This is a genomic window from Arthrobacter sp. Y3224055, assembly GCF_059090825.1.
Genome location: NZ_JBNHGB010000004.1, coordinates 89,903 through 106,269, shown reverse-complemented (window position 1 = coordinate 106,269; position 16,367 = coordinate 89,903). Strand labels below are relative to the sequence as shown.

Here is a 16,367-nt window from a genome sequence, read left to right as displayed (position 1 = left end):
CTCGTCTCGTTTGGATTCACAACTAGCGTCTAGAAATACGCCAGTTCGAAACTACACGATACAGTAGGTACGACAGGCGGACAGTTTCGAGGACAAGGGCAAAGGGCATGAACGAGAAACTGACGTTGGTCGTCACCTGCACCGAGCGTAAATCAGCGCATCCCGGTGAACCACTGCGCCTTCGGAACCTGTCACCCGCCCCGTTGGAAGAGCGAGTCATCCGTTGGTCCGACGCCCTTCATGAGGCCGATGAACGCACCCCCCTGCGGCAGCTTTACAGAGGTGATGCTTGGACTCAGGCATTGAAATTGGAGACGGCAGCGCATCGCGCCGGTTTTGAGCCCAACCTATTGGTGGCCTCCGCGGGCCTTGGTCTCGTCTCTGTAGATACAAGATGGCCTGCTTACGCCGCAACGTTCTCGCCGCGACATGCAGACTCCATCAGCAACGACCCTGCCGTAGTCAAGGCCTGGTGGGGTCTTATGAACAAAGATCAAGAATCACTTGAGCAGCAGTTGAGTGGGCCCACGCTGTTCGTTCTCTCAGAACCCTATGCCAATGCTATGTCCGCGGACCTTGCGGCGTTCGAAGACCGTGACGATGTCGTGGTTTTCGGAGGGTCGAAGCACGTACCCGACCGAATACGTATTCCTGCGGACCGGGGCTTGATGAACACTCTCGGAGGAACAGCAACCAGCCTCAATCTCCGAACCGCAATCACTTGGATCGAGCACCTGAACGAGCCTAAAATCCCAGGTGCCGTTCGCAGCCAAGCCTGGCACGACTGGGTGGAACGATCCCGAACGCCGGCCCCGCCGAGCCGTACCCCGCTTTCGGATGAGGCCGTCTTCAGTTTTATTCGTGAACTGCGCCAAACACATCCAGACATCTCGAAAAGTCGAGCTCTGCGAGCGCTTCGCGACGCGGGGCTAGCTTGCGAACAGAAGCGATTTGGCGAACTATTCACCCAAGTAGCAGTGGAGATGGCATGAGTCAGCAGTGGTTGGAACGTCGCGCTCTCAAGGTGCTCCAGAATGACGACATACCCCTATACCTGTTCGCGCTTGCCGCAGAGGAAGTCGACCTGATCGCAGCCGTCGCGAGGATCGGCCGTGACGAAGCCGGCAAACTGATCGGATACCAGCGGCCTGAAAAAAAGAAGCATGTTAAGCAGATTCAGGATTATCTGGATAGCGCAGACGTACTTTTTCCTAACGGTCTAATCCTTGCGCTTCCGCCCGAAGTACGTTTCAGATCCAGCCGTGGACCGTCCACCAACGACGGTTTAGTGGTTGCAGGAACTCTGGAAATTCCGCTGAGTACTGGCCCGGACGGGCCACGGCCCGCATGGATCGTCGACGGTCAACAGCGCAGCCTGGCATTGTCGCGCACCAAGAACCGGCGCCTGCCCGTGCCCATTGCCGGTTTTGTCGCAGACACGATTGAGCTTCAGCGGGAACAGTTCCTGAGGGTAAACACGGTGCAACCACTGCCGGTCAATCTCGTCACAGAACTGCTCCCGGACATAACGCGCATTCCCTCAGGACGGATGCCAACGCGAAGACTGCCCTCAGCGTTGGTCGACATGTTAAACCAAGACCCTGCGTCTCCGTTCGCAGGCATCATCAAACGTGCGTCGACACCTGACGAAGCGAAGAAGGCCGCGATCGTCACGGACACAGGTCTTGTTGAGGCACTCAAGGAATCACTGGAATCGCCGTCGGGCGTTCTGTTTCCGTACCGAAACATCGCTACCGGCACCACTGACACTGAAGGCATCCGAGAGGTTCTACTGACTTATTGGACAGCCGTAAAGAATACCTTTCCGGAAGCCTGGGGGCTTCCCCCTACCAAGTCTCGATTGATGGGTGGGGTCGGCATTAGGGGCATGGGGCGCCTGATGGAAAGGGTCATGGCGCACGTCGACGTTGGAAGTCCTGACGCTGTCCACGCGGCTGAATTAGAACTCGCGTCTATCTCTGGCGCCTGCTTCTGGACTCAAGGCGTATGGCCTGAACTTGGCCTGCCCTGGGACGAACTCCAGAACACGCCGAGACACATCAGTGCCCTTTCCAACTACCTTGCGAGGACATACGTGACCAACAGGGCGGCGATGAGATGAAGTTCTTCTTCCCAGACAGCCAAGACCTGGTTAGTCCAACCTATGACTTTTTGCGCGACGAGTATTCGCCTCTGCGCGTGCGTCAGAGGGACGATCTCTATGCACATGAGGTGCTCAACCCTGCACCGTACGACGGCATACTCGTAAGCAAGGCAATAGTCGACGGGACGTTGAAGGGAGCCGGAAAATACACAGGAGCGCAGCGGGCGCGACTATACAGACTGGGAGTCCGCAGGTTTTTTCGGCTTCCGGACATGGTTGAAACGCTTGGCGACAATGGAGCGTTTAATTACGTTGATGAACTGATCCCGCCAGTGACCGTCCCTGAGACTTTGGCATTTTACGAGGAGTGCGGTTTTGACGCCGGCGTTAGCGTCGATCACATCATCTTCGGATACGAACCGCTGGCGACCGAGAAGAATGTTGATCCGGCCTGGGCAGAACGCCGACGGATCACGCTGCGACTCGCCGAGGAATTCATCTCGCATGTCCGGGACCAAGGTCTGAAACTCCAACCTGTCGGAGCAGCTCAAGGCTGGAGTCCGGATAGCTTCGCGGACAGCGTGCGGCAACTGCAGGACATGGGATATGTGCGCATTGCGCTCGGCGGCATGGTTCCTTTGAAGACAAAAGACATCCTCGACTGCCTCGTCGCCATCGACGCCGTCCGTCGTCCTAGCACGGAACTTCACCTACTTGGCATCACCCGGGTGGAATCCATGGAGACCTTCGGTGACTATGGCGTAACAAGTTTCGACAGCACCTCTGCCTTCCGCCAGGCCTTCATGGATGATCGGAATAACTTCCACACTGAGAACGACTCGTTTGCTGCTCTACGTGTGCCACAGGTAGACGGTAATCCAACGTTGAAACGAGCGATACTGTCAGGCCAGGTGTCGCAGCAAGACGCGATCAGACAGGAAAGGGCCTGTCTGCGAGCCCTGCGTGAACACGATGGCAGCGACAAGTCGACCCAAAGAGTTCTTGAGGAACTTGAAGCCTACGAAATAATCAGTCAGGGCAAAAGCCAAGGCAAAAAGAAGAGCTACAAAGACGAGTATAAGCGGACCCTTGATGCCGCCCCGTGGAATACATGCCCATGCTCGCTCTGCCGGGAACACGGCATCGAAATCGCGATCTTCCGTGGCACTGAACGGAACAAGCGCCGAGGCTTCCACAACATGTCAGTGCTCGCCCGCAAGATGAAGAAGATCAATAGCAAGAGTCTCACATCCACGACAAGGAGTAACCATGGCTGACCAATACGAGTTGAGGTTGCCAGCCATCCGGCTTCAACAGGGTAAGCAGTACATTTTCTGCTTTGGTGTGGACGGCAAACGCATCCACGACTTCGCGGCTGTTTCACGTGTTCACCGCGACGATGACTCCCTGCAGGGGTACCAGCGCCCCGAAGTCTTGAGCCATATCCGAGCCATTCGCCGGTACCTTGAGTCGGAATCACCAATGCTGCCCAACGCGATAGTCCTTGCCTTCGACGAACGGGTAACGTTCGTACCGGCCACCCCAGTGGGGGAGATCGCCTACTCGACCGTCGGCGAACTCGTCATTCCCATAGACGAGTCCTTGCCTGAAGAACAGAAACCGGCTTGGTTAGTCGACGGCCAGCAGCGAAGCGCTGCCATCCGGGACGCGGACTTGGCGGAGTTCCCTATCGCAGCCGTCGGCTTTATTGCCCGCGGGGAGGCCGAGCAACGTTCGCAGTTTATCCTCGTGAACAACACGAAACCTTTGCCTAAGGGACTCATCCACGAACTTCTGCCCGACACCGCCGGGCATTTGCCGGCGGTCTACGCCCGCAAGCAGTTGCCCGCCTCGATCATGATGAGGCTCAACGCCGGTGCCCAACAGTTCGAAAGGCCGTTCGGCGGACGGATCGCCACACCTACGAATCCGGATGGCTACATTAAGGACAACAGCGTCCTGAAAATGATCGAAAACAGCCTGTACGACGGCGCACTGTATCAATACCGTGATCCCTCAGATGGTACTGGCGATATCGACCAGATCCTTCTGCATCTCAACCTTTTCTGGGCGCTTGTGCAGCGGACCTTCCCGGAGGCCTGGGAACTACCCCCGCTGAAGTCCCGTCTGACCCACGGCGTGGGCATCCAATCTCTTGGCTACGTGATGGACTCGCTCACTGAAGGTGTGCCGGCAGCCGAACTCCCGGGTCTCAGGCTTGAAAAGGAGATCGAGAAACTCAAGTCTGAAGTAGCTTGGACGAGCGGCAACTGGAACTTCGGCCCGGACGATACTCGACGGTGGAACGGACTCCAGAACACCCCGTCCGATGTGCGTCTGCTTACGAACCACCTGCTGCGAGCACTTCGATCGGCCCCGTCCCTGTTTTAGGCCTGTAGATGCAGAACCGAAATGAGTTACACGGGTGGCGCGTCTGTCGTTGCCCGCGTTTTCCATGACTGACCCGGGGCCGAAACCCTGTGGTCGAGTCCGTCCAACGCGCGCGCGGCAGTCGCGGACTACGGGGTTGAAGAGGAGCGCGGGGACCTTAGGGCGGCCCTGCTCCCAAAACATTTCCGGTGCCGGAATGGAGCGTTCCCGTCGATTTAATCAACCTTTGTATGCGTCGACGGTTGAAGTTAGTTCGGTCCAGGGATGTACCGCAGACGGAAAGTGTCGACGGCGGTGCTCACTTGGGAGGTTGAGGAAACTGCGGCGGTCTCCACCGAAATGATCGACACAAAACTGGTCCGTGCCCTGCAGCAGGAGGACCGGGCCAGCTACCAAGACCTGGCACGGGACCTCGGCCTGCCGCGGCTCACGGTTTCGGCCCGGCTGCGGGAGCTGCTGGACAACCACACTGTTCGGGTGGTGGCTGCGGTGGATCCGGCGTTCCTTGGGCAGCACGTGATCGAGCACGTCTCGGTGGTGGCGTCCGGTCCGGTGCGCAATATTGCCAAGCTACTGACTGCTTGGCCGGAGGCGGTGCTGGTCGCCGCTATCGGGGGCACCCATGACCTGGCTGCCGAGATCCGGGTCGCCACGCATGACGAACTGCATGGCGTGCTCACCCAACTGCGCGAGCACCCCAACGTCGCCTACATCGACACCCTGGTTTACACGCGCGTGGTAGAGGGCTTCTTCATCTCGCAGTACGCCGGCGAGGTCTCCATCGACCAGGTGGACACCCAGCTGATCGAGATCCTGCAGCAGGACGGCCGGACCAGCTACCGGGACCTCACATGGAGAGCAGCCGGCCGCCGGCACCGCGGGATTCCACCGCGCTGATCCGGATGATCCGGGCGTCCAGCAGGCCTGCACCCGTGAGCGTACCGCGGTGGGGGTAAGCCCCCACGGCGGCTGGGTGTTGGCCTGAACCTCTCCGGCAACAACGACGCCGTTCTCGAACTCCTGCGCAGCTCATCCCACGTGGAGTTCGTCGCCCAGACCGTCGGCCGCTTCGACGCCATCGCCACCCTCGCCGCCCAATAACCCCGCGACCTCCTCGCCCAGCTCGAAGAAATCCGCAGCTTCCCCGCCGTCAACCGCACCGACTCCTGGCTCCACCTCGAAGTCGTCAAGGAAGACTACGCGAGGCGGATTTCCTACCCCCGTTACCTTCTTTGTGGGCCCTGAATAGGTAAGAATCAGGGTTGCTGGCCTGTCGGCCCCGGCATGATGTCTGCCCCCAGTCGTTCATGATCCGGGGGGGTGTTGTCACCGGGGTCCGATAGGCGCCAGAGGATCGCTGATGGGGACAAGACCAGCCAAAGCTTTGACCGTGGCAGGTCGGCCGTAACGTGGATGCCGAACTCTGCCGCCGCAGGACAAGCCGGCACTGTCATCACAACGAAGTGTCTGGAGGCAGCGTGATCAAAGACCACCATCTCGTCGATGTCTTCATCGGCGTCGACGTCGGCAAGAGCAACCATCATGCGGTCGCGCTCGACCGCAACGGCAAGAAACTGCTGGACAAGGCGCTGCCGCAGGACGAGGCGCAACTGCGAACGATCATCGGCGGCCTCGCGGAGCACGGCACACTGCTGCTGGTGGTGGTGGACCAGCCGGCCACGATCGGTGCCCTGCCGGTTGCCGTGGCCCATGCCGAAGGCATCCTGGTCGGGTATCTGCCCGGCCTGGCGATGCGCCGCATCGCGGACCTGCATCCGGGCGAGGCCAAGACCGACGCCCGGGACGCAGCCATCATCGCCGAGGCTGCGCGGACCATGCCACATACTCTGCGCGCCATTGCCTTGGCTGACGAGCAGGCCGCGGAACTCTCTATGCTCTGCGGCTTCGATGACGATCTGGCGCAGCAGGCCACGGCTGCTTCCAACCGAATCCGCGGGCTGCTGACCCAAATCCACCCGGCGTTGGAGAGGGTGATCGGACCGCATCTGGACCACCCCGCGATGGCGGAACTGCTGGTCATATACCCAACGCCCGACGCCCTGCGAAAGGCCGGCCAGGCCCGCGTGGGCGCGCTGCTGGGCAGGTTCGCGCCGCGGGCAGGCAAGCGCTGGGCGGCCGAGGTGTTCACGGCCCTCGGCGAGCAAACCGTCGTGGTATCCGGCACCGGCGCCGCCGGCAACGTGCTGCCGCAGCTGGCCGCGCAACTGGCGCAGCTGCGAACGTCGCGCACCCAAGTGCTGGCCCGGGTCGAAGAACTCGTGGAGGCCCACCTTCTTCACCTCGTCCTGACCTCCATACCGGCGGTCGGCGTCAGGACGGAAGCACGGATCATCACCGAGATCGTCGGCAAGGACTTCGCCTCCGCAGGACATCTGGCCTCCTACTCCGGACTCGCGCCGGTGACCTGGAGATCGGGCACCTCGATCTGCGGCGACCACCCGTCGAAGAAGGGAAACAAAATCCTCAAACGCGCCCTGTTCCTCTCCGCCTTCGCGGCGCTGAAGGACCCCGTTTCCCGCGCCTACTACGACCGAAAACGCGCCGAGGGGAAACGCCACAACCAAGCCCTCATCGCCCTAGCCAGACGGCGCTGCGACGTCCTCTTCGCCATGCTCCGCGACATGACCCTCTACGAAACACCTCAGCTCAAGGCAGCCTGACCCCTTGACGAAGAACATAGGGACACCCCCGACTAACCGGCAGACTCTCTCTCAGCCCGCGCAGACTCAGTACGATTTGGTCTGGCCACTGTATTAGCTTGATTGCGGGCGGCGGGCGAGAACCGCGTGGCAGCTCAAACCAGTACCGAGTCAGGCATGACAAAGTCACTCGCGATGACGCGGCTAGTTATACCGGCCGCCATTATCCCTGTTATCGAGATCGCCTACTTGGAACAGTCTGTCCGGTTGAGAAACCCGGTACGATTCGAAGGTGTCTTTCCCTCGCCCGTTTCGGCCAGACATCGATTTTCTTCGCATGGGCGGGACCTCTTGGCTCCCCCGTGCCGACCTTGTTAATTCTTCTTTGATACTTTCCACTCCTGGGGAGGAGCTTGATCCAAATGGGGTAGGCCCCTCATCCGAATCGCATCGTGCCAGAGGCCAGCGTGTGGGCAGTGCGTTCCTTGTAATAATGCCGTTCGAAAGAGCGCTGTGGCGGGATAATTACTACCACACGTACGTGGTTACGGCAGCCCACTGCGCTTTTGACCACCAGTTCGCAGCACGAGATCTCGTCGAAGAGGGAAACTGGATGGGCGGGCAGGGCGGGAGTCGGTCTTTGCTGCCCGGAAGAGATTGGCACATCATCCTCAGCGAGAACCTCCGTGATGGCGAGGATCGGGTCGATCTCGCATGCCAACGATATCGGGGGCCATCGTACTCCGGGTACATCATCGGAAGAGCCACCACAGCGGTGCCGATTGAAGCAATCATCGATGTTGAACGGCAAGATTACGACGAATATCCGCCATTGGGCATTGAGACCGCGACCGTGGGTCTGTTCCGACATGTCCAAGACTCAAAGCGGATCGAGCCGGTTATGCTTTTCGGACGCTTGTCAATGGCTCCTTTGGAACCCGTCCCTGGTCGTCGTGGACACCGCGAAAACGTGCTGCTTGTTGAAAGCAGCGCCGCGGAGGGCATGAGTGGTGCACCGGTGTTTTCACGAATGGGCGAAGAGCGAATAGATGAGGTATTGCTCGGAATCCATGTAGGCCATTTTGTTGACGAGGTGAGCACGAGTGAGTCTGGACTGGGCCTTTCCCAGCACTCTCACATCGCCTTCGTTGTGCCTGCGGTACGGCTTTTTGACCTTCTACATTGTGCTGCGCTCGACACGGACCGCAGACAGATTGAGGACGAGGTCCAGCAGTCGGCTTGGCGCTTCCTGGATAGACGACACCGCCAACGGTCAGGCATCAGCGTCGAGCCTCAGCATTTTGCCAACATGGAAGACTATCAGGATGAATTCTCCAGGGATGACCGTTATCTATTCATCAATCCTTACGAGTTCGGCGCCGGTGGCGACTGGTGGAACCAGGTTCCTGTAGGAAACCTGGAGACTGTCGAGGCAGTCAAGCTATCGGTGGAATCGTCGATCGGGACGGTCTACTGGCGAGGCCGGGACGCTTCAGGGTACGGCACTGCACGAGACGGTTCGTCATTTGAGGTGGAGTTCTACCGGGATGGCAGCGACAACTGCGAGGCCTTTGTCCTGGACTTCGGGGATGAAATCGCTCCGACCACGAGATCACTTCGTGGGGAAATGTGCAAAACACTTGCCGATCAGAACGGTTGGGTTTGTATTTCGACGATCGATGACGACCGAATCGCTTAAGATTGCACGGCCCTCAAAAGCGCCGACGGCATCCGGCAGCTCTAGTAACGCTCAAGGCCGTAACTCGTCACCCAGGGCAATCGACAACTTGTTCCGGCCACGACTTTGGGGAACTCGTAGCTGGTTTAAGCAAGGCGGCGGACCAGAACGAGCAGGTCACGCATCACGTTTAGGGACTGGCTCGGACTACGTGGACACGCCGGCAAGATGCGTTCTGTATGTGCCGGCCGCGATAGTCTGAGTGGTCGGGCCGTCGATCACATTTGAAGGGCGCGGTGCCACACGACGGCGGTAGTGGAACCGCAGTTGGCAGTGGTGCACCGCCACGATCGTTTCGGGCCACTGACATTCGATTCTCAGGAACTGTTTACAATAATCAAGGTTATCGCGCATAGAATGACAGGGAATACATGGCTCAAATAGACGGATTCCGCATCACGAATTTCAAAACTTTACGAGACGTGACTCTTGGTAAGCTCTGGAATCTTCAGTCCGAAGAGCCACTTACGCCCCTTACTGCCGTAATCGGCAAGAATGGGGCCGGGAAAAGCACTCTTTTTGATGCTTTTGGATTTCTAGCGGACTGCCTCAAACTGGGTGTGGAAGAAGCGTGCGACTCTAGCGGCCGCGGAGGCTTCACAAGGCTTCGATCTCAGGGGCAGACCGGCCCAATTTCCTTCGAAATCTACTACAAGGAGGACGGAAACGCTCGACCAATTACCTATGAATTGTCGATTGATATAGATATGTCCGGTCGACCGTTCGTCTTGAAAGAGCGCTTACGACAGCGACGCCGCGGTCAGAGTAACGGTTGGCCCTTCTCCTTTTTGGTCCTCAATGACGGCAAAGGACTAGTGTGGAAAAACGACCTCGAAGGTAAGCAAATTGTCGAAGACGGCCGCGACAATTCCATATTCAAACTATTAGAAGACTTTAGAGACCTGGACAGCCAAGAGGAATCCAAGGAGACCGAGTTAGTCGAATTATCCGATAAGCGAAAACTCGGCATTTCAACACTCGGATCACTAAAGCAGCATCCGCGGATCTCGGCGTTTCGGAGTTTCATAGAAGGCTGGTATCTTAGTTACTTTACACCGGACGCCGCCCGGAGTTTACCACTAGCTGGCCCCCAGAAGCATCTCAATATTCATGGGGACAATCTTGGTAACGTAGTTCAGTTCATGCAGCGCGAACACCCAAAAAGATTTCAGACTATTTTAGACAGAATCGCAGGCAAAATACCTGGGATCAACAACATCACTACCGAAATGTCAGCTGATGGACGCATTTTGCTGCGCTTCAATGACAAGGGCTTCAAGGATCCCTTCTACTCTCAGCAAATGTCAGATGGAACTTTGAAGGTTTTCGCCTATCTCTTGCTACTTGAAGACCCCACTCCCCCACCCTTTCTCTGTATTGAGGAGCCCGAGAACGGTCTTTATCATAAGCTTCTTGAATCACTAGCTATCGAATTTCGAGCCCATGCAACCGGTCGCAAAGGTAGTTCGCAAGTGTTTCTGACGACGCATCAGCCCTACTTAGTGGATGCTCTCAATCCAGAAGAAGTCTGGATTCTTGAAAAACAAGATGACGGGTTCTCCAATATTCGTCGAGCTAACAAAAATCCTCTAATTGCAAATCTTGTATCCGAGGGCTTGCCTCTTGGTGGGCTCTGGTACAGCGAATATCTGGATGTGGATTAAAAGAATGCATTTGGTTTTTCTTGTTGAGGACAAATCAGGTGGCGCCGCCCTGAATGTTCTTGTTCCGAAAATTATCGAACTCAATGAACATACTTTTGAAGTCCTGCCATATAAGGGTATTGGTAAATTACCTAGGGGGATGGGAAGCAATCAAAATGCTGATAAGAGAATCCTTTTAGATCAGTTGCCTCGATTACTGCAAGGCTACGGTAGAACCTTTCAAGGATATGGGGTTGATTATCAGGCGGCCGTCGTCGTGGTGTGCGATCTCGACGATAAAGTTCTCCACAGTTTTGTGCGCGACTTGGAACAAGTACTCGAGAGATGCAATCCTGCTCCAACCGCAGTCTTCTGTATAGCAGTAGAAGAGGGTGAGGCTTGGCTCCTAGGTGATAAGAGTGCTGTGAAGACCGCCTATCCCCATGCAAAAGCAGACGTTCTTAGTCATTACACGCCCGATTCCATTTGTGGCACATGGGAGACATTGGCAAACGTCGTCTATCCTGGAGGGGCAACTGCACTTAAGAGGCAAGGTTTCCCCACTACTGGGCAAGCTAAGTGGGAATGGGCAGTCAATATTTCTCCCCACATAGACGTAGATCAAAACGAGTCGCAGAGCTTTCAATACTTTCGCGATAGCGTCCGAATGCTTGTTGCTAGTGAGCCTGCGCAGACGCGACCTGAATCCGCCACACGCTCCTGACGTCCGGAGAAATCCTGTTCGTAGAAAAAGACACTACGGCGACTGGCCCTGGCATTGATTACCGCTCCGCGTGTACGGCCAGGAACTGGTATACCTCGGTTTCATCCACGCCAGGAAAGGCTCCAGGGGGCAGGGCCGCGAGGAGATGGGAGTTGGCGCGGGCGCTTGGCCAGGCATGGCCGGCCCATTGGGCGGCGAGGTCGGCGGGCGGGCGGCGGCAGCAGGACTCGTCCGGGCAGTTGGAGACGGAGCGCTCAGCCGTGTCCCGGCCGCGGAACCACTTCACCTCCTTGTAGGGGATGCCGATGCTCAGCGAGTACTCGCCCGACGAGTGTCGCTCGGTGATAGCCGTGCACCAGAAGGTCCCGGCCTTGGTGTCCGTGTACTGGTTAAAGGCCCTGAATTTGTCCGGCACGTCGAACACCGCCCGTGAGGTCCAGTTGCGGCAGACGGGTTGGCCCTCGATGGCGCCGGTGTGGTCTGCCGGAAAGTTCACGCCGTCGTTTTCGTAGGCCTTGTGGATGATGCCGGAGACATGGACCTTCTGGAAGTGGCACGGGATCCCCAGGTGGTGCGTGGCTAGGTTGGTGAAGCGGTGGGCGGCGGTCTCGTAGGAAACGCTGAACGCGTCGCGCAGGTCCTCGATGGCCAACTCCTTGGAGGCCTTGGCCTTCTGCAGGAAGTCCACGGTGGCATGCTCGGGCATTAGCAAGGCGGCGGCGAAGTAGTTGGTGTAGACGCGCTGGCGGAGGAAGTCCGCGTAGTCGGTGGGCGTCTGGTGTCCCAGGACGTAATGGCCGACGGCCTGCAGCAGCACCGAGCGCGGGTCGTGTTCCGACCGGTGGCCCTGAGTCAGGTAAATCCTGCTGTTCTTCAAATCCGTCACGGACCGGGTGGAATGCGGCAGGTCGCTGACGTACTGCAGGCTAAAACCGAGGTGCTCGGCGATGTCCGCGGCCACGTGGTGGGACAGCGGACCGCCCTTGAACCCGACCGCCTTGAGCAGCTCCTGGGCCTGCGCCTCCAGGTCCTCGTAGTGGTTGTTCCGGGCGCGCATCTCGGCCCGCAGCTCGGTGTTGGCGCGCCGGGCCTCCTCTGGCGTGGCGGCCTGCTCGTCCAGCCGGCGCTCCAGCTCGTGCTGCAGACCCACCAACGACTCCAGCACATCCATGGGAAGCCGCGAGCTGACGCGGACTTTCGGCAGTCCCAGCGATTCGTACAGCGGCCCGCGTTGGTACCGCTCCAGCTCAATCTCCAGGGCCGCACGGCGGCTGGGCGGCTCCGCCCCGAGCAGCTGGTCGATTCCCACGCCCAGCGCTTTGCCAAGGGCCTGCAGCATGCCGAGCTTGGGCTCGCGCTTGCCGTTCTCGATCAGCGAGAGCTGCGACGGCGCGGCGCCGACCGCGGCACCGAGATCGTCAAGCGTCATGCCCTGGGCCTTGCGCAGGTGCCGCACCCGCCGGCCCAGGCTGATGACATCGATTTCGGGCTCTGCGGAGGCACCGCCGTCGTGCTTGGAGGGACGATTCCAGCTGGTGGTTGTCATTTCTTGAGAATACGAGAAGAAGTGCAAATCTTTCCAGCATTTTTTATGGATTACCTGTTGTGACCTGCGGAATAGTCGATTTCACGAAGAAGTTCGGTGCCGGTTCCGATCGGCAGGTTAGGCCGACGATGGCCTGGTCTCGACAAGCTCGACCACCGAGAGCTAGCTCGACCGACGGCCACTAAGGAGAACAGCAATGACTGCATCATTTGAGCCGGCCCCGATGAACGCTGAGGAAGCGGCCAAGGCACTGGAGCTCGAGTGGGCCGCCGATTCCCGCTGGGAGGGCATCACTCGCGACTACACCGCAGCGGATGTCGTCCGCCTCCGCGGCCGGGTCCAGGAAGAACACACGCTGGCCAAGCGCGGCGCCCAGAAGCTGTGGAAGCAGCTGACCGAGGAAGCCGCCGAGGGCCGCTACACCAACGCGCTCGGCGCGCTGACCGGCAACCAGGCGGTGCAGCAGGTCAAGGCCGGGCTGCGCGCCATCTACCTCTCCGGCTGGCAGGTGGCCGCCGACGCCAACCTCTCCGGCCACACCTACCCGGACCAGTCGCTTTACCCGGCGAACTCGGTGCCGCAGGTGGTCCGCCGGATCAACAACGCGTTGATGCGGGCCGACCAGATCGAGTTCTCCGAGGGCATCCAGACCGTCGAGGACTGGCTGGTGCCCATCGTGGCCGACGCCGAGGCCGGCTTCGGCGGGCCGCTGAACGCCTACGAGCTGATGAAGTCCATGATCGCCGCCGGCGCCTCCGGCGTGCACTGGGAGGACCAGCTGGCCTCGGAGAAGAAGTGCGGCCACCTGGGCGGCAAGGTGCTGATCCCCACCGGCCAGCACATCCGCACCCTGAACGCGGCCCGGCTGGCCGCCGACGTCGCCGGCACCCCGAGCGTGATCATCGCCCGGACCGACGCCGAGGCCGCCACGCTGCTTACCTCCGACGTGGACGAGCGCGACGCCGAGTTCATCACCGGCGAGCGCACCCCCGAGGGCTTCTACAAGGTCCGCAACGGGATTGAGCCGTGCATCGCCCGGGCCAAGGCCTACGCCCCGTACTCGGACCTGATCTGGATGGAGACCGGCACCCCGGACCTGGAGCTGGCCCGCAAGTTCGCGGAGGCGGTCAAGGCCGAGTACCCGGACCAGATGCTCTCCTACAACTGCTCGCCGTCCTTCAACTGGAAGAAGCACCTGGACGACGAGACGATCGCCAAGTTCCAGCGCGAGCTCGGGGCGATGGGCTTCACCTTCCAGTTCATCACCCTGGCCGGCTTCCACGCCTTGAACTACTCGATGTTCGACCTGGCCCACGGCTACGCCCGCAACGGGATGAGCGCCTACGTGGACCTGCAGGAGCGCGAATTCGGCGCCGAAGACCGCGGCTACACCGCAACCAAGCACCAGCGCGAAGTGGGCACCGGCTACTTCGACACCATCTCCACTGCCCTCAACCCCAACGGCAGCACCCTGGCACTGGTCGGCTCCACCGAAGAGGGCCAGTTCCACTAACGACGACGGGGCGCCCCTCCGGCGCTGCGCCGGGACCCGCCGCGGCACGACCTTCCGACGGCCACGGACGGCCTTACGGAAGCTATTAGCCGCTTTCCGGGTCCCGGCTCCGCACCTCAGATCCGAAGGTCACCTTTGGCACCCAGGCCGGGCGCCGGCGTCGTACTTACAAAAGTTTTCTTGAGGAGTGAATGAGCGATGAACGATCCGATTACCTTGAACGGGATTACGTTGACGGGCCCGGCCGTGTGCCGGCAGGAGGAAGTGCTGACGCCGCAGGCGCTGGAGTTCGTGGCCAGGCTGCACCAGGCCACAGCGGCCCGGCGGCGCGAGCTGCTGGTGCAGCGGGAGAACCGGCGGCGCTCGATCGCCCGCGGGCACGACCCGAAGTTCCTGCCCGGCACCCGGCACATCCGCGAGGATTCCTCGTGGCGCGTCGCTCCCCCGGCGCCCGGGCTGGAGGACCGCCGGGTGGAGATCACCGGGCCGGTGGAGAAGAAGATGACCATCAACGCGCTGAACTCCGGCGCGAAGGTGTGGCTGGCGGACATGGAGGACTCCTCTACGCCCAGCTGGTCCAACGTGATCAACGGGCAGCTGAACCTGACCGACGTGCTGGAACGGCGGATCGACTTCGTCTCCGACACGGGCAAGGAATACAAGCTCACCGGTCGGACGCTGACGGACCTGCCCACGATCGTGGTCCGGCCGCGCGGCTGGCACCTGCCGGAGAAGCACATGCTGATCGGCGGCGAACCGGTGGCCGGCGGCATCGTGGACTTTGGCCTGTACTTCTTCCACAACGCCCAGCGGCTCATCGCCCAGGGCCGCGGACCGTATTTCTACCTGCCAAAGATCGAGTCGCACCTGGAAGCCCGGCTGTGGAACGACGTGTTCATCCTGGCGCAGGACCTGCTGGGCATCCCGCAGGGCACCATCCGCGCCACCGTGCTGATCGAGACCATCACGGCCGCGTTCGAGATGGAGGAGATCCTGTACGAACTGCGCGACCACGCCTCGGGGCTGAACGCCGGCCGATGGGACTACATCTTCTCGGTGATCAAGAACTTCCGCGCCCGCGGGCCACGGTTTGTGCTCCCGGACCGCACGCAGGTGACCATGACGGCGCCGTTCATGCGCTCCTATACCGAGCAGCTGGTCCGCGCGTGCCACCGCCGCGGCGCCATGGCGGTCGGCGGGATGGCCGCGTTCATCCCCAGCCGCCGCGACCCGGAGGCCAACGCCATTGCCATGGAGAAGGTGCACGCGGACAAGACCCGCGAAGCCTCCGACGGGTTCGACGGCTCCTGGGTGGCGCACCCGGACCTGGTGCCGGTCTGCCGCGAGGTGTTTGACTCGGTGCTCGGCGACCGGCCCAACCAGCTGGACCGCCAGCGAGAGGACGTCACGCCCGACGACGCCGCCCTGCTGAACGTCGCCGGCACCGAGGGCTCCATCACCGAGACCGGCATCCGCACCAACCTGGAAGTCGGCATCCAATACATCGAGTCCTGGCTGCGCGGCAACGGCGCGGTGGCCATCCACAACCTGATGGAGGACGCCGCGACGGCGGAGATCTCCCGCTCGCAAATTTGGCAGTGGATCCACGCCCACGCCGTAACCGACGACGGCGAGATCATCACCCGCGAATGGGTCCGCGAACTGCTGGAGGAAGAGTTCGCCGCTCTGCCGCGGTTCGACGGCGACCGGTTCGACGACGCCCGCGAAATCTTCGAAGAGTGCGCCCTCGGCGAAGAGTTCCCCGCCTTCCTGACGATCCCCGCCTACCAGAACTACCTGCTGGAGAAGTCGCCGGCGAAGGTGATTGCCGCAGCCTGATCCGTCCGGCGGTTGACCGGGGTCCAATAGCCAGCCCCCGGTCACCGCCGGCACCAAAAACTTTCCGCAGGGCCGCCAGGTCCACGCATCTTTCGCCACAAGCAGCCCGATGGTCGGGCGGACCGGCGGACCCTGCGGAAGCACAGTGAAATGAAACGCCGGGTGCGGCTCTCTAGAGGGAGCCGCACCCGGCGTTTTCGCTTTTTCGA

Annotated in this window: 13 protein-coding genes; 11 read left to right on the top strand and 2 right to left on the bottom strand. The window is 60.3% G+C overall.

Annotation, left to right across the window (positions count from 1 at the left end; genetic code table 11):
* Positions 1–107 precede the first annotated feature (107 nt).
* The 5 genes from AC5RTY_RS11065 to AC5RTY_RS11045 all read left to right on the top strand — a co-directional run bounded on the left by AC5RTY_RS11065 (position 108) and on the right by AC5RTY_RS11045 (position 5,392).
* Positions 108–992: a hypothetical protein gene (locus tag AC5RTY_RS11065; protein WP_494139526.1), complete on the top strand. Its 885-nt coding sequence runs from the start codon at positions 108–110 to the stop codon at positions 990–992.
* On the top strand, positions 989–2,122 hold the full coding sequence (gene dbpB / locus AC5RTY_RS11060; RefSeq protein ID WP_494139525.1) for a DGQHR domain-containing protein DpdB: 1,134 nt from the start codon (positions 989–991) through the stop codon (positions 2,120–2,122). Before AC5RTY_RS11065 ends, dbpB (AC5RTY_RS11060) begins: the two co-directional genes overlap by 4 nt.
* Entirely contained in the window at positions 2,119–3,381 is a 1,263-nt protein-coding gene (dpdA, locus tag AC5RTY_RS11055) for a tRNA-guanine transglycosylase DpdA (protein WP_494139524.1), read from the top strand. Before dbpB (AC5RTY_RS11060) ends, dpdA begins: the two co-directional genes overlap by 4 nt.
* Entirely contained in the window at positions 3,374–4,495 is a 1,122-nt protein-coding gene (gene dbpB / locus AC5RTY_RS11050; RefSeq protein WP_494139523.1) for a DGQHR domain-containing protein DpdB, read from the top strand. The genes dpdA and dbpB (AC5RTY_RS11050) overlap by 8 nt, the downstream gene beginning before the upstream one ends.
* A 294-nt stretch (positions 4,496–4,789) precedes the next feature.
* Complete coding sequence (locus AC5RTY_RS11045) at positions 4,790–5,392, top strand: Lrp/AsnC family transcriptional regulator (RefSeq protein WP_494139522.1); 603 nt, start codon at positions 4,790–4,792, stop codon at positions 5,390–5,392.
* A gap of 132 nt (positions 5,393–5,524) precedes the next feature.
* On the opposite strand, the gene AC5RTY_RS11040 is transcribed toward AC5RTY_RS11045, so the two are convergent.
* Positions 5,525–5,671, bottom strand: a complete 147-nt coding sequence (locus AC5RTY_RS11040; RefSeq protein WP_494139521.1) for a hypothetical protein — start codon at positions 5,669–5,671, stop codon at positions 5,525–5,527.
* 302 nt (positions 5,672–5,973) lie between these two features.
* Here AC5RTY_RS11040 and AC5RTY_RS11035 point away from each other — a divergent pair, with 302 nt between their 5' ends.
* From AC5RTY_RS11035 to AC5RTY_RS11020, 4 genes are all read left to right on the top strand, one after another.
* Entirely contained in the window at positions 5,974–7,176 is a 1,203-nt protein-coding gene (locus tag AC5RTY_RS11035) for an IS110 family RNA-guided transposase (protein WP_494139520.1), read from the top strand.
* Positions 7,177–7,696: 520 nt separating this feature from the next.
* On the top strand, positions 7,697–8,854 hold the full coding sequence (locus tag AC5RTY_RS11030) for a hypothetical protein (RefSeq protein WP_494139519.1): 1,158 nt from the start codon (positions 7,697–7,699) through the stop codon (positions 8,852–8,854).
* A 410-nt stretch (positions 8,855–9,264) separates the two neighbouring features.
* Positions 9,265–10,557 carry an AAA family ATPase gene (locus tag AC5RTY_RS11025; RefSeq protein WP_494139518.1) on the top strand — a complete coding sequence of 431 codons (1,293 nt, stop codon included), beginning with the start codon at positions 9,265–9,267 and terminating at the stop codon, positions 10,555–10,557.
* Between the two features lie 4 nt (positions 10,558–10,561).
* Positions 10,562–11,260 (top strand): DUF4276 family protein, encoded by a 699-nt coding sequence (locus AC5RTY_RS11020; protein ID WP_494139517.1) that lies wholly within the window; start codon positions 10,562–10,564, stop codon positions 11,258–11,260.
* Positions 11,261–11,318: 58 nt separating this feature from the next.
* Here the strand turns inward: AC5RTY_RS11020 and AC5RTY_RS11015 are convergent, their stop codons facing one another.
* Entirely contained in the window at positions 11,319–12,833 is a 1,515-nt protein-coding gene (locus AC5RTY_RS11015; protein WP_494139516.1) for a helix-turn-helix domain-containing protein, read from the bottom strand.
* Positions 12,834–13,002: 169 nt separating this feature from the next.
* Here AC5RTY_RS11015 and aceA point away from each other — a divergent pair, with 169 nt between their 5' ends.
* Positions 13,003–14,319, top strand: coding sequence for an isocitrate lyase (gene aceA, locus AC5RTY_RS11010; protein WP_494139515.1), 1,317 nt, complete (start codon positions 13,003–13,005; stop codon positions 14,317–14,319).
* A 198-nt stretch (positions 14,320–14,517) separates the two neighbouring features.
* Positions 14,518–16,158, top strand: coding sequence for a malate synthase A (gene aceB / locus AC5RTY_RS11005; RefSeq protein ID WP_494013224.1), 1,641 nt, complete (start codon positions 14,518–14,520; stop codon positions 16,156–16,158).
* The last annotated feature ends 209 nt before the right edge of the window (positions 16,159–16,367 follow it).

Coding starts and splice junctions, on each gene's coding strand:
- AC5RTY_RS11065 (WP_494139526.1), top strand. CDS start 108: ATGAACGAGAAACTGACGTTGGTCGTCACCTGCACCGAGCGTAAATCA.
- dbpB (WP_494139525.1), top strand. CDS start 989: ATGAGTCAGCAGTGGTTGGAACGTCGCGCTCTCAAGGTGCTCCAGAAT.
- dpdA (WP_494139524.1), top strand. CDS start 2,119: ATGAAGTTCTTCTTCCCAGACAGCCAAGACCTGGTTAGTCCAACCTAT.
- dbpB (WP_494139523.1), top strand. CDS start 3,374: ATGGCTGACCAATACGAGTTGAGGTTGCCAGCCATCCGGCTTCAACAG.
- AC5RTY_RS11025 (WP_494139518.1), top strand. CDS start 9,265: ATGGCTCAAATAGACGGATTCCGCATCACGAATTTCAAAACTTTACGA.
- AC5RTY_RS11020 (WP_494139517.1), top strand. CDS start 10,562: ATGCATTTGGTTTTTCTTGTTGAGGACAAATCAGGTGGCGCCGCCCTG.
- aceA (WP_494139515.1), top strand. CDS start 13,003: ATGACTGCATCATTTGAGCCGGCCCCGATGAACGCTGAGGAAGCGGCC.
- aceB (WP_494013224.1), top strand. CDS start 14,518: ATGAACGATCCGATTACCTTGAACGGGATTACGTTGACGGGCCCGGCC.